The sequence below is a fragment of the Vibrio orientalis CIP 102891 = ATCC 33934 genome (assembly GCF_000176235.1).
Lineage (GTDB): Bacteria > Pseudomonadota > Gammaproteobacteria > Enterobacterales > Vibrionaceae > Vibrio > Vibrio orientalis.
In genome coordinates, this window is the sequence record NZ_ACZV01000004.1 from 354,862 (window position 1) to 369,486 (window position 14,625).

Here is a 14,625-nt window from a genome sequence, read left to right on the forward strand (position 1 = left end):
AATGAAACCATTAAAACTCACGCTGCAAGCATTTGGTCCTTTTGCCAAGACTGAACAAGTCGATTTTACTCAGCTTGGTAGTAATCCTCTTTTCTTAATTAACGGCCCAACGGGTTCCGGTAAGACGTCGATTTTAGATGCGATTTGCTTCGCGCTATATGGCGAAACCACAGGTAATGAACGCCAAGGCGTGCAAATGCGTTGCGATCAGGCCGCGGCAAACTTATTGACTGAGATTAGCTTAGAGTTTGCTTTGCATGATAAACGTTACCGTGTGATACGCGCCCCTGAACAAGAAGCGCCAAAAGCACGCGGCGAAGGAACAACAACGCGTAAACATACAGCGTCGTTGTACGAGATTACCGGTGAAGAGCGCTTGATTACTAGTAAAACAGCGCAAGTCAAAACAGAGGTAACGGCGTTATTAGGGCTAAACGAAAGCCAGTTCCGTCAGGTCATGGTATTACCACAGGGTAAATTCCGCGAACTACTGCTGGCTAGCTCGAAAGACAGAGAAGCGATATTTGGTCAGCTATTTCAAACGGATATCTATAAAAAAATCGAATTCGCTTTAAAAGATCGTGCACTCTCAATCAGTAAATCGAAGGATGAACTCGATAACCAAATCCGTGGTGCCCTGCAGGTGGGAGAGGTCGGTACTGAGCAAGAGTTGAACGGTAAGCTTACCGAAGCGAATGAACAATCTGCTCAAGCTAAGGTTGCCGAGCAAACAAGTTCAGAAAAGCTTAGTCAATCGAAAGCCAAGCTACAGCAGATGACCGCGCTTAATGGACAGTTTGTGAAACTAGAGCAGGGAAGGGCTGCTTTAAAAACGCACCAAGAACAGCAAGCCGTTATCACAGAGCGCAACTCCGCATTAGAGCGAGCAACACAAGCGAACAAACTAGAAGCGCCATATTCGCAGTGGCAATCTAGCTTAAAGCAAGTCACTGAATTTGAACAAAAGCTAGCCGCGCTAAACGCGGATAAAGAGCAAGCACAAGTGATGTTAAAGCAGAGTGAAGCTCAACATCAAAAAGCAACTATCGAAGCAGAGCAACTCCCGGCTTTGAATGAGAAATTGTTCAAGCTAGACCAAACTCAGCAGAAGTTAATGGACCGAGCTCAGCAGCAATCAAACGTGAATGCGTTAGAGCAAAAAAAGCTTGAGCAACAGCAAACATTAGATAAATACGTGGCTTTCAAAGATAAGCTCGCAAGTGACGCTCTGAAAGGCAGTCAAGACTTAGAGCAAGCTCGGAGGGATGTTACCGAGAAGGTGACACTAGAAGCGGAGCTTGCCAGCAGTCAACGCTTGGTCTCTGATCTGCGTAAACTCGCACACATTAAGGGCGAACAAGCCAGTTTGGATAAGCAAACTGAATTAAAGCAATCGGCAAAGCAAGCCTTACAAACAGAACTGGCTAGCAAACAAAAATTGGCTAATGAGGTCGAACTTGATTGGCACAATGCACAAGCTGCAGTTCTTGCTCAGAAGCTTGAAACGGATCGACCTTGCCCGGTTTGTGGTAGTTGTACGCACCCATCGCCAGCAAGTTTTGTTGGCAATGAAGTCTCGAAGCAACAGGTAGAAAGTGCTCGTCAAATCGAGCGAGCGGCGCTCGACCAATTTAATCAGGCAAGCAGTACTCTCGGACAACACCTTGCGCTATGCGAGCAAAATAGAGCCATGGTCAAGGCAGCAGAAGTTGAATTAGGTGACAAGGCGACGCTTAACATTGCCGAGGTTGAGGAACAGCTCAATCAGCGTCAGCTTCGTTTGCAGCATCTTTCAACCATCGATGTAATCAAAATGGAGCAGATGGTTACTGAGCTTAACCAGCGTTGCTCTGATGGTGAAACGAAAATCAATCAGCTTAAAGAAGAAATTTCTGCCAATGATACGGCTCTGAAGCTGAGCATCGAACAACTTGAAAAGCTCACGATTGCGATCAATGGAGAGTTCAATACGGTTGAGGAAGTTGAAGTAAAACGTGCGCAAATGCAGCAGATAATGTTGCAGCTTAAGCAGGCATTAGAAGGCGCACAGAGTCAGGTTCAGCAAGCGGCGATTAGGCAGTCGAACCTAGAATCACAAACGATGACTCACAATGAGTTGCTCAGCCAAGCGGTGAAGCAACGCGAGCTTAATGAGCAGGCATGGCACAGCGCGCTGCAAGCGACCTCTTTTGCGTCCGAACAACAATTCTTGGCATCTCGTTCCACACCGTCTGAATTAGAGATGTGGCAAAACGAGATAACTCAATATAACCGTACAAGTGTTCAGCTAGAGCAGACCATCAGCGATCTAGAACAAGCTCTTGTCGATATGCAGCAGCCGAATCTAGAGCAAGAGCAACAGTCTGTAGAGCAACAACAAACCGAATATCTGCAAACAAGAACAGCGTTGGACGTTACTCAGTCGACACTACATCGCTTAGAAAAAGTTGCTCAAGATATTGCTCAACTGCATGAGAAAAATCGCAAGTTAGAAGCAGAGTATAAAGTTTATGGCACCCTTTACGATGTAGCGAGCGGAAAAACTGGCAGTCGCGTCAGCCTGCATCGCTTTGTGCTTGGCGTGTTACTTGATGATGTATTGATCCAAGCTTCACAGCGACTGAGTATTATGAGCCGCGGTAGATATCAACTGGTGCGTAAGACCGAAGGATTTAAGGGCGCTGCTGGGCGAGGCTTAGATCTCTCGGTCGAGGATGGCTATACCGGAAAAGTTCGCGATGTCGCGACATTGTCAGGTGGCGAGTCCTTCATGGCGGCGTTGGCGTTGGCATTAGGTTTATCTGATGTCGTTCAGTCATACAGCGGCGGTATTCGTCTTGATACACTCTTTATCGATGAGGGCTTTGGTAGCTTAGATCCCGAGTCGTTGGATCTGGCAATGCAAATCTTGGTTGACCTACAACAAAGTGGTCGCACAATTGGGGTTATTTCGCATATTTCTGAGCTTAAAGAACAAATGCCACTTAGATTGGATGTGGAATCATCTAGAGTAGGAAGTTCGATACGCCTAGTTGGTACCCACTGATTCAATAAGCGGCTAGAATTATAGAAATGCAGCGAGTTTCTTATGTGGGGTTTGAGTAGTGGCGTGAATGTCATCGCTTTACTCATATTGTAATTATTAATATGTTATTTTTCAGCAGATGCGGCAGTAAACTCTGTGCGCAGCTTGCATAATATAGATAAACCAGTAACGGCTGTAGTAGATGGATGTAGTTAAGAAAATTTACCAATATGCAGAACCCAACCTTTCCCTAGTAGGTTGGATGGGATGTATTGGTTTTCCTGCCTACTATTTCGTGTGGACGGTGATTTACCCTCAGCCTTATGAAAATGGGTTGCTGAGAGTGTTTTGTGCGTTACTGCTGCTCGGGTTGGCATTAAGACACTCCTTTCCGACTATAATTAAGCGCTTTTTACCCTATTACTACTTAACGACAATCACTATTTGTCTGCCGTTCTTCTTCTCGTTCATGATGTTTATGAATGGCTGGTCGACCGTTTGGGCGATGTCCTTTATGAGCTCGATCTTTCTACATATTCTTCTTGTACACGAGACGAGAGTTATGATCGTTCAGGCAACGACGGCCGTTGCTTTAGCTTCGTTGTGCGCGTACGGCTTTAACCATGGGCTACTAGACAGTGGTATTCCCGTAGTTTGGCCATATATCCCCATTTTCCTGTTCACCTATATTTTTGGTAATCTTTTTTACTTCCGAAATCAGGTTGAGCACGAGGCAAAAGTATCCATTGCTAAGTCATTTGGTGCGGGCATTGCCCATGAAATGCGTAACCCATTGAGCGCTCTGCAAACGTCATTGGACGTATTAAGCTCTTTGCTTCCTTCGTCAAAGGCTAACAATCGTGACGTTGTTGAACTGCCACGTCAGGATCTAATGAGAATGAAAGAGGTTCTGGCCAGTGCTGATGAGGTAATTCATAACGGTAATGAAGCGATTGATTTACTGTTGACATCTATTGATGAAAACCGTGTCTCTCAATCTACGTTCAAATTGCACTCCGCTGGGGAAGTGGTTAGAGAGTCTCTAGAGACTTATTCCTATCGCGGCGCGAATACAAGTAAATACATTACTCTCAATGTGGGTCAAGATTTTGAGTATTTTGGTAGTGATACCTTATTGAAGTACGCATTGTACAACTTGCTAAAAAACGCGTTGTACTACCGAAATGATGATGGATTTAAGATTTCGATTACGGTGAATGCAGACGAAAAGGCAAACTACCTCTATTTTGAAGATAATGGTATCGGGATCGAACCGGAGAAAATTGACTATATCTTCGAAGATTTCTATACATCAGGTAAAGCGTCTAGCTACGGGCTAGGGCTGCCATTTTGCCAGCGGGTCATGCACTCATTTGGCGGTTCGATTGAATGCGAATCTGAATTAGGTCAGTGGACGCAATTTACCCTCAAATTCCCGCACAAACATTCTCAAACCATTACGTCGATCAAGCAAGAGATCCTGCGTACTAAATCGATATTATATATCGGCTCTGATCTCATAGTGCAGCGTAAACTGAATGAGTTTGCTTTCTATATGGGGACCGAGCTGTCGGACGTGACACTTGAGCAAGCGTATCAAAAAGAGGAGTACGAATTTGAGTACGACTTAATTTTGATCGATCTAGATACCTGCACTGAGTCTGAGTATCTAAAACTAGAGTCAAAATTGCATTTTACGGAAGCAAAATTGGTCGTTCTCTATGACAAGAACAGCCACTACCACACCAAATTCAGTCGCTTCTTATCCATCTATCCGATCGAGAAGTTACAAGTATTGAAGAATACGACGGACGTATTTTCTGAACTCATGTTTGGCCGTTGTGAGGCCGATCGAACGCAAATACCTCGCAAGACCATAAGCGTTGGAAAACGAATATTGATCGCCGACGACAATGCTTCAATGCGTCAACTGACGACTATTTTACTCAATAAACAGGGTTATCAAGTTTCTCATGCGAGTGACGGGACAGAAGTCCTTGATGTTTTAGGCTCTCAGTCGATCGATCTGATACTGATGGATATTGAGATGCCCAAACTAAATGGTTTTGATGCGACAGAGGCGATAAGGCATTCGTCTGAAGATTATTTCGATATACCGATTGTTGGACATACGGGTGACAACTGCCAAGAAACTTTACAGAAAATAAAGCAGGTGGGAATGAACGACTATTTAATTAAGCCCGTCGACAAAGAGCACCTGCTTGATAAAATATCCTTATATTTGTAATGTTTTATAACCTATTAGTTAATAGGTGCTATTATTAATTGGTTAAATGAAGTATAGGTCTGGGTGGCTAAATGCGTCATCTGCAACGGACAATATTTTATCAATATCTTTCTTAGTTAATGAGCTATTTAAAGATAAGCGTAATATATTCTTATTGTCGGGTGTCGCTGGTGTGCAGAATACCGATCCAAATACTCCTCGTTCTTCAAAAAAGTCTCTTACCTTTCGTGTATTTGTTTTTTCTGCAGTTTCTAATGCAATTATTTGAGACTCACTTCTAATTTCAAAACCAATCGATTTTAATCCAGAAACGACTTGTTGTGCGTTATGGGCTAAGTTTGCTCGCGCATGGTCACTCTCTTTTATGACTGTCAATGTCGCACTGATCCTATCCAGTTCACATGCCATCATTGCGGAGCTAAATATTGATGGAAACGACACATAAGGCACGACTTGCCCGGTTTCGTTATTGCACCAAACGGCCCCTGCGCGATAGGCAAACGTTTTAGCTAAGCTTGCGGTCAAAAAATCCACTTTATGCGTGAGCCCTAGCGAATGTACTAGCCCTGCGCCTTGTTCTCCATGGGTACCCAATGAGTGTGACTCGTCAACGACAATCGCACAACCCAGCTCCTTAGCGGCCTCAATGATTTCAATCAGCGGAGCAATGGTGCCGACGGTACTGTATATAGAGTCGATAAGGACAATACCAGGGCCATTTCGCTTAATTGTGCGTCTGAGATGACGAACATTATTGTGCATGAATGGGTGAATATTGGCTCCTGCAATTCTGGCCCCTTCCCACATTGACATATGGGCGAAGAAATCGATGTAAACATTGGTGCTTGAGTCGCAAATGGTTTGCAATAAACCAATATTCGCAATCCAGCCCGATGGTGCGATGGTACAGGATTGAAAACCCGTGTAGTCCGCCAATTCTTGCTCGACATTTTTATCCAAGCCATCACCGTGAAGGAATACATTGGACATAAATGCCGTGTCTTTTCGAGAAGTCAGAGATCTGACATGGGCATCGATAATCTTTGGGTGGTTTGAAAGAGATAGATAATCGTTACTTTGTAAAATAATATCTGTGCTTTCTGGCTTCATACCTAAAACTAAATTTCGACCATTGTCTTTTTTATTTATTAGATCGGTAACATAAAAATCGATTCGTTGCTTGACGAAATTAGGCAAGCACGAGTGGTCACTTAACATATTCATAATAGTTAGCCTTGTAGTTGTCAAAATATTGCTGCCAGCTGACAAGGCTATTTATGATGTGAGTTAAGAAATTAGTCTAATATAAAAGGTTATTTTCTTGCGCATTTCTGCAAACAAAAATATACTCGATTTAATATATCTCAATTCTCGATACGCTTTTGGGGCTATATTTAAATTTAATAAGTTACTAATTTATTAATAAATTAATATTTTCGTATTAGTTAATAAGCTTTACGAGTGACTTCTGGCCAGTACATTTTTACGTAACCTACAGCTACCCATGCTACTAGTCCGGTTGCGACAGAGAGTTCAAACAGACCAAACTTATGTAACCAATGCCAATGCGGGTGATACTGCTCGAAGAACGTGGTTAAGCGATGCATGGCTACAGCACTTATCACTGAAGGGAAAGTGACTGCTGCGATGGAAGGTTGAAACTTGAGTCGCATTAAACGGATATAGCACAGGTAGATTAGCATCGTCATGGTGATGGCAATCCCGGCTAGAGCTCCAGTCAAAATAGGGTCCGGTTCAGGGAAATTCACCAGATAAGTCGCTAAGGTGAGATTGATTGGTGCGGCCATAATCGCCAGTGTTGGCTTAGCTCGCTTTGGTAACATTCCTTCAAAAACAAGACGATAGAGAACTAACGGCAGCATAAAGAAATAGATCGCTATGCAGACGCTTACCAGAGTTTCCGAAAAAACAGTGTGACCAAACTGTGTTCCCGCCAATGAACTGCTAATCATACCAACAGGGTACAGGAACCAACTTGGTACAATGTTGGACATCTTAAAGTTCATCAACTGGAAGGTGAAGAACAGTATCATCATCGTGAAGTGCAACAGCAGAGCTGCAAACCAGATAGGGTAGGCGATGATGGGGGAAATGACCGCTAAATAATCACATAGAATCAGCAAAGCCATACTCATTGGGGCCATCAGGCTACCACTTAACGGATGGCGAATATCATTGATGAAGGTGTTGTAGCTAGTTAAGTACTTCACCAAAACAGGAAAGAGCAGAATCGCCCCGATTCCCGCCAGATAGGGACGAATCAATTCCCCAACTTCAGGTATGTAAAGCGCCCAAGCGTGGCCCAGTCCAATAAAGCCTAAAGCTAGTGCTGCTTGTGAGGGGGGAACACTCTGAAATTGAGTGAAGCGTCTCCAGTTCAATGAAATACGTCCTTATTAGAGTAAAGCGGTATTTAGATAACGTAAAAGCTCTATTTTTTACCGAAAGAATCCATTGTCGGTAAAGTTGTTGCGATCATATCAAGTGGAGTATCTGCGGTGCAAACCTCAGTGAGGGTCACTTGGTAGATCTTTCTGTCGTAACTTCTCATTTTTAAGAGTTCGATGAAGCAACTGGCTATAGATAGGTTGGCCGCCAAACAATTGAGCGAAGATTACCGCGCCCAAACTTGTGATGATTAAAGGCAGAATGAGGTAATAGTTATTGGTCATTTCGATGACCAATAAAATACCGGTAATAGGGGCACGAACTGTTGCTGCGAATAACGCCCCCATCCCTGCAATAGCGAACATTCCTGGAGTGATGTTTAGCTCTGGAAACAGACTTTGCGCAATCAAGCCAAATGCATACCCAAATAGGGTGCCAAGCGCGAGCATAGGGGCAAAAATACCACCGGGAGCACCAGAGCCGAAGCAGATCATCGTAGTGACGATACGGGCAACGAACAGCAGCAACAGGATGGTTGCGCTGTAGCCACCATTGGTGATGGTTGGGATTAAACCAATACCGCCGCCTGTCACTTCTGGCAAGTAGAGTAGCATGATGCCAAAACATCCGCCGATTAGAGCTCCTGTGATCAGGTAGCGCTTACGGTCATTCTTATGCAGACGTACAAATAGGTCTTGAGACAGGGTGACCAAGTGGTTGAACAGCACACCAAACGCACCAAATAATCCACCAAGTAGCAAGAATAGCCACAGTGTTTCAAGCTCCGGTGCTTGATATTGGGGCATGGTGATGACAGCATTTTGCCCGTTGATGTAACGAAATACGATGTTGGCTGATACGGCAGAAATAATCACAGCTCGGATTGAAATCAAAGAGTAGCGAAACTGTGGACGCATCTCTTCTACCACAAACATAATACCCGCTAACGGTGCGTTGAAAGCCGCAGCCAAGCCTCCTGCCGCTCCTGAAGCTAGCAATGAGTGGCGTGTATCGTCATCTTTGACTTTAAAAATGTCAGTGACCATACGACCGATTGCGCCACCCATTTGTACCGTTGGGCCTTCACGACCTAGTACCATACCTGAGCCGAGTGCGCCCATACCGCCGAAAAACTTCACCGGTATGACTCGCCACCATCTTACCGGTCTGATTCCATCCATTGCCCCTTCGATTTCTGGGATCCCTGAGCCTGCTGCCTCAGGAGCGAATTTATGTACAAGGAAATAACCGATAAAGGCGAGCGCGGCACTAATGATAAATGCGGCTAACCAAAGAGGAACCACCCCGCCGATTTCATTTTTTAACCAGTCGGTACGTGTTTCGGAAACAAAATGAACAGCGATTTCAAAGTAGGTCCCCACAATACCTGCTAGAACACCAACTAGTAGGGACAGTAGCAAGACAGAGACGGGGGTTTTATCCTTAGAGAGAAATTGATTGATGGCATCCTTGGGAACTGCTGCAAGTAAGGATTGCTTAATTTTCTCTCTTTTGGTCATGGAAAGGGGGACTCCAGTATAATCAGTATCAACAATAGGTTTGATGTAAATTATACGCCTGTGCAGGTGTAACTATAGCGATAAGATTGCAATATTGAGTTGCAAAATTGAGAGATAAGTTCAGTTTTAAATAGGTAAATAAATTCGCGGGACTAATGTCACAGTTCCGAGACAATCGTGCCTTGGTTGTCCTTGCATAATTGGCGTTTTGGACCATAGTTAAAGGGTAAGGCAATCTGAACCGACCCGCATGGAGGAAATATCGCCTTACCTACAATTTGGATGGATTCAAACGAAAAATACAAACGCCTCGTTTATTATCAGGTCGCAACATAATGACCTCCTGATTCGCAGACTCACGATTGAGTAACGAGGGATAGGGCGCACTTAAGGTGCGCCTCTTGTCGTCTGTAGTTAGCTAAAAACTCAGTGCTTGTCTTACTCTTCAGTTAAGTTGGAAATATTCAATAAAACGTTTTCTAACTGGTCCCATGGTAATAATTGGCTATCAATAACCTCGAGTCGGCTTTCAAACCCTTGCAGCGACAGCTCATTTACAGCTACAACGCCGTTACTGACGTTAAAGGCAAAGCAGCCATTGGTTGTATTTAGCACGCCTTTAACCCGCTCTGCAGTAATATCTGACAATACCGAGAATAACTCGTCAAACTGGAATACGACTTCAGCACCGAAGATCCAGCCACAGCTAAAATAGCCTTGGCCGCTGTTCTCTTTACGAACATGAGTTTGACTTGGTTCTAATACAAATTGAGGCTCTTGCTCTGCGTGCTCATGGTGATGTGCTGCGACCTCGGATGATGGTGAAGCGTCACGGCGTGGAATGCTAAGAAGCTCGCTTGGAAAGTTACCTTGCTTGACTAACTGGCTAAAAATCTTTGGTGGAGTTTGATTTGTGACCCAATCGTTGAAGGCATCAATATCAGCGACATGACATTGATCTACCTTATTACCGATGATGATGTCGGAAATGGCGAGTTGGTCATTGAAGTTCTGGTTGTTGGTATACTTTTCAATCCTGAGATTTCTTGGATCAACCAAACCAATGGTCGCTTTTAAATCAATGTAGTCGACAAACTGACTAGAGGTTAGCGTCGCGAGGACTTTATGCGCGTGACCAAGCCCTGTTGGCTCGACAATTAAACGATCTGGATTTGTTCGCAATAGGGCTGTAACAGCGACTGACATTGGCACACCTGCAGCGCAGCACATACAGCCACCGGGTACTTCTTTAATCAAAGCACCTTGTTCTGTCATCATTGCGCCATCAATACCGATTTCTCCGAACTCATTCACCAACACAGCCCAATTTTCGTTGTCTGGTTTTGTTTTTAGTAAGTTGAGAATTGCAGTTGTTTTACCAGTGCCAAGGAAGCCGGTGATGATATTAGTTGGGATACCCATTGAACCTGTCTCATTTTAGTCTTTGTTATACTATAACAAAAGATGCTGAAAAATGGAGACAAAAAAGGCAGCCTAATGACTGCCTCGATGCTAGCTGAATCTGGTGATTAGCGTTTGTTTTTAAGGTAGCGTTTACGGCGTTCTTCTTTCTTCTTCGCTTTTTCTTCTGCTTTACGCGTTGCTTCTATTTCAACTTGGATCAATTCTTGTGTGATCATTTCAGGGAGCTCTAGAGTGACTTGACCAAGCGTACCGTTACGAAGTTCATGGAGGAGGATTTCAGACGTCTTATGCAAGTTGATACGGCCACCGGCACTCAGTGCACCGCGCTTACGACCGATTTCTTCCATGATCTCAATGTCAGACTCAGGCAGTTCTTCAAGTAAGTAACGCTCTTTTAAACGCTCCGGGTAAGCCTTGGCTAAGTACTCTACTGTGTAGAAGGCCACTTCATCGTATTCCATTGCGGTATCTTTAACAGCACCAGTTGCAGCAAGGCGGAAACCACTGTGAGGGTTTTCTACCTTCGGCCACAAAATCCCTGGAGTATCAGAGAGAACAATTCCGTTTTGTAGATTAATACGCTGCTGGCGACGGGTCACGGCTGGTTGGTTGCCCGTTACTGCAATTGTACGGCCAGCCAGTGCATTGATGATGGTTGATTTTCCTACGTTCGGAATACCCATGATCATGGTGCGAATGTTTTTGCCGATCTCTTCGCGATGAGGGGCAAGCTTGCGCACCAGCTCCATGATTCGATTTACTTCTTGTTGCTGAGATGTCGTGATCGCAATGGCTTTAACATTGTGCTCTTTCTCAAAATGGTCAATCCAAAGTTGAGTGAGTTCCGGATCCGCGAGGTCACGTTTATTAAGAACTTTAACAACTGGTTTATCGCCCTTTAACTCAGCAATCATTGGGTTTTCGCTACTAAAAGGGATACGAGCGTCAAGTACCTCAATAATGACATCAATCTGAGGGATCGCTTCCGCAATCTCTTTTTGGGCTTTGTGCATGTGCCCCGGGAACCATTGGATAGACATAGGATTCAACCTTGAAATTCAAAATTGCGTCAATTGTAAGGGGAAATAGACAAGAGTAAAGGGCTAAAGGTTCGAGGATATCTAGATCGATAAATGAGAGCTAAGTGACGGTTGTTAAATTTCTGCGTTTTAGCGCTAGCAAATTTTACAAATTATCTAAGATTATGCGTTCGGTCACTCTGCTTTTCATACAACACAGGATACAATTTATATGAATACAAATTCTCATACGAAAGTATTACTTCTAACATCTATTAATACTTTGTCATAAATTGATTTATTGTATATATTTTCGTGCTACAAATTACCACAAAAAAGATAAGACAATGACCGTCAGCCCAACTTCTTCCGATCGTGAAACGCTTTTAAATGATACTGAGCAACTGGTGTCGACCACCGACTTAAAGGGGGTAATTACTTATTGTAACCCAGCCTTTTGTAAAATCGCTGAGTATTCAGAAAATGAATTACTTGGACAAAACCATAATATCGTTCGCCACCCAGATATGCCGAAGGCCGCTTTTGCAGACATGTGGAGCAACCTGAATCAGGGCAAAGCGTGGCGTGGCGTTGTTAAGAATCGTACCAAATCTGGTGGTTATTATTGGGTTGATGCCTATGTAACGCCGATTTTCGAGCATAATGAAGTGGTTGGGTTTCAGTCTGTACGAGTTAAGCCAAAACGAGAGTGGGTGAATACCGCCGATAAAGCGTATAAAGCGCTGATCAAAGCGGAGAAATCAGGCTCACGTTGGTCCATTAAAATGCCAGACTTTGTTCGCTATGGTTGTTTGTTAGGAGCGTTTGTGGCTCCAATCGCAACGGCTACATCAGGTTTACAGGGTATGACTGCTATTGGCTTGAGTGCCTTACCTTTGTTTGCGTTAGTTCTATTCTTCCGTCAAGAGTTGTTCACTACTCCGGCCAAATTAAAGAAACTTCAAGCTAAGTATGACAGTGTTAGCCGCCTAATTTTCTCTGGTAGTGATCCTTTTTCAATCGCTGATTTCCATTTGCAGTTGTCGTCAGCTCGGATTAGGACGGTTCTTGGCCGAATGACCGATTCTGCTCAGCCAATACAAGATTTAGCGGACAATCTAAGTGCCACCTCTTATCAAGTGAGTGAGGCGTTGGATCAACAGACGAAAGACATCTTTCAAGTCCGAGGTGCGACAGAACAAGTTGAAATAACCGCGAATGAAGTTTCTTCAAGTGCTCATGAGGCGAACCAGATTGTAGATTTAACCATTCATACATGTGTAAGTGCAAAGCAGAGCCTCGATAAGACGCATCACAACCTAGATAACTTGGCGATTCAAGCAGAAAAGGCGACCCAAACGACTTATCAACTGAGTGAGCAAGCGCAAAATGTTAGCCATATGATGGAAGAAATCGGTGGTATTGCAGAACAAACCAATTTGTTGGCACTCAATGCGGCAATTGAAGCAGCAAGAGCGGGAGAACAAGGCCGTGGTTTTGCGGTCGTGGCTGATGAGGTTCGCGCGTTATCTGGCAGAACGTCGAAAGCGACAATTCAAATCAAAGAAAGCATTGAGGCGATGTTAAGTACGATAGAAGGCTGGCAGAGAGATATTCTCGACAACCGTGAACAGACGAATAAATGTGGCCAATCTGCTCAAGAAAGTTCTGTTCGTTTGTCAGAGGTGGAAAGCTTAATGCAACAAATGCATGAATTGATAAATTCGGTAGAAAGCTCAGCTAACCAGCAACGCCAGTTAACCAATGATGTCAGCTCACATATTCAATCTATCGCTGCGACAGCAGAACAAAACTTAGCGGCTACGCACTCAGTAAAAGAACATTCAACTGATCTAAAAGCGCAAGTTGAAGAGTTCCATCATCTCGCGAAACGATTTGAAGAAAAATAACGCTTACCAAACTGAAAGCCCTGCAACTGCAGGGCTTTTTTCTATCGGTCTAAAGCATAGCTTTTAAGATTTGACTGGTTGATAGAGGTATTTGTGACAGGTTTCTTCCGTCAGGCCTTTTAACAACCTTGAAAGCGTGGCGACGATCAGCAAGCCAAATATGAGACGTCCCCAAAATATAGAAGTGAAGTCAGCGCCGATTAGCATGATAAGGATGGTGTCTTCGATCATGCTATGGACCAAGTTAAGTAGCATGATGGCAGTAAACACATCTCTAGCGGGTATGTGGCCACGCTTTGCTTCATTGATCAAAAGTCCGCCACCAAAAGAGAGCCCTAGGGTAATGCCGACAATTGTCATATTGGTCGCTTCTCGGCTAATGCCTAGAACCTTGAGGATCGGACGGAGCGCGATAGCCATCAGTTTCTCAATACCAAGCACTTTGAGTAGCTTGAGAGAAAACAAAAGTACAGAGATCACAACGAAGATAGCGATAAGATTCTCTACCTGACTCCAGGCCCATTCAAGATAGCTTTGTTGCTCAACCACCTCCGGGCTCCAGATTATTTGGGCTTGATGATCAAGTAAATCGCCAAACTGATAGGTTTGATGAAGAATCCAAGCAAACAGTAGGCCGCCACCTAAGCGTAGAAGTAGAGTGACTGTCATACTGACACCTGCGCGCTTGGCGATTGCCGCTTCAATCGGCAACGAGTGTGCGATGAGCATCAGAGAGCCTAACACTGAAGCTTGGGCAACAGTCAATTCGACGTCACTGTTCATAAACACTAATAGCCCAGCATAGATATTGGTTAATAACGTTGTTGCCCAAACCAGCCCCATTTCATCGGGGAGACCGACGAAACTCATCAGTGGGCTAAGCCATTGACTAAGGATGTCGATGCCGCCAAATTCTTCGACCACCTTGATCACAAGGATGATCGGAACCATCACTTTATACAGTGTCCAAGTGACATCAATGATTTCAGTGAACAGTTGGCTGAAAAAGCGTTTTACCTTATCCATCTCTTTATTTCCTTGAGATTACTAATGACAGATAGCTTACTGG

Annotated in this window: 9 protein-coding genes; 3 read left to right on the forward strand and 6 right to left on the reverse strand. The window is 44.1% G+C overall.

The features are described from left to right. The first annotated feature begins 1 nt into the window (after nt 1). Together VIA_RS05210 and VIA_RS05215 are read left to right on the forward strand one after the other, a co-directional pair. Entirely contained in the window at nt 2-3,046 is a 3,045-nt protein-coding gene (locus VIA_RS05210; RefSeq protein WP_004411513.1) for an AAA family ATPase, read from the forward strand. Between the two features lie 181 nt (nt 3,047-3,227). Then, nucleotides 3,228-5,273, forward strand: coding sequence for a hybrid sensor histidine kinase/response regulator (locus VIA_RS05215; RefSeq protein ID WP_004411514.1), 2,046 nt, complete (start codon nt 3,228-3,230; stop codon nt 5,271-5,273). A 42-nt stretch (nt 5,274-5,315) separates the two neighbouring features. Here VIA_RS05215 and cqsA read toward each other — a convergent pair whose 3' ends face one another. The 5 genes from cqsA to ylqF all read right to left on the reverse strand — a co-directional run bounded on the left by cqsA (nt 5,316) and on the right by ylqF (nt 11,667). Next, nucleotides 5,316-6,497, reverse strand: coding sequence for an alpha-hydroxyketone-type quorum-sensing autoinducer synthase (gene cqsA / locus VIA_RS05220; protein ID WP_004411515.1), 1,182 nt, complete (start codon nt 6,495-6,497; stop codon nt 5,316-5,318). A gap of 221 nt (nt 6,498-6,718) precedes the next feature. Continuing rightward, nucleotides 6,719-7,675 (reverse strand): TDT family transporter, encoded by a 957-nt coding sequence (locus VIA_RS05225; protein ID WP_004411516.1) that lies wholly within the window; start codon nt 7,673-7,675, stop codon nt 6,719-6,721. Nucleotides 7,676-7,801: 126 nt separating this feature from the next. After that, nucleotides 7,802-9,202, reverse strand: coding sequence for a H(+)/Cl(-) exchange transporter ClcA (gene clcA / locus VIA_RS05230; protein ID WP_004411517.1), 1,401 nt, complete (start codon nt 9,200-9,202; stop codon nt 7,802-7,804). A 438-nt stretch (nt 9,203-9,640) separates the two neighbouring features. Next, complete coding sequence (locus VIA_RS05235) at nt 9,641-10,624, reverse strand: CobW family GTP-binding protein (protein WP_004411518.1); 984 nt, start codon at nt 10,622-10,624, stop codon at nt 9,641-9,643. A 107-nt stretch (nt 10,625-10,731) separates the two neighbouring features. Next, a complete protein-coding gene (ylqF, locus tag VIA_RS05240) occupies nt 10,732-11,667 on the reverse strand; it encodes a ribosome biogenesis GTPase YlqF (RefSeq protein ID WP_004411519.1) in 936 nt (311 codons plus the stop codon). Nucleotides 11,668-11,993: 326 nt separating this feature from the next. On the opposite strand from ylqF, the gene VIA_RS05245 reads away from it, so the two are divergent. Beyond that, nucleotides 11,994-13,556, forward strand: a complete 1,563-nt coding sequence (locus VIA_RS05245; protein WP_004411520.1) for a methyl-accepting chemotaxis protein — start codon at nt 11,994-11,996, stop codon at nt 13,554-13,556. Between the two features lie 63 nt (nt 13,557-13,619). On the opposite strand, the gene VIA_RS05250 is transcribed toward VIA_RS05245, so the two are convergent. Then, nucleotides 13,620-14,582, reverse strand: coding sequence for a hypothetical protein (locus VIA_RS05250; RefSeq protein WP_004411521.1), 963 nt, complete (start codon nt 14,580-14,582; stop codon nt 13,620-13,622). Between the last annotated feature and the right edge of the window lie 43 nt (nt 14,583-14,625).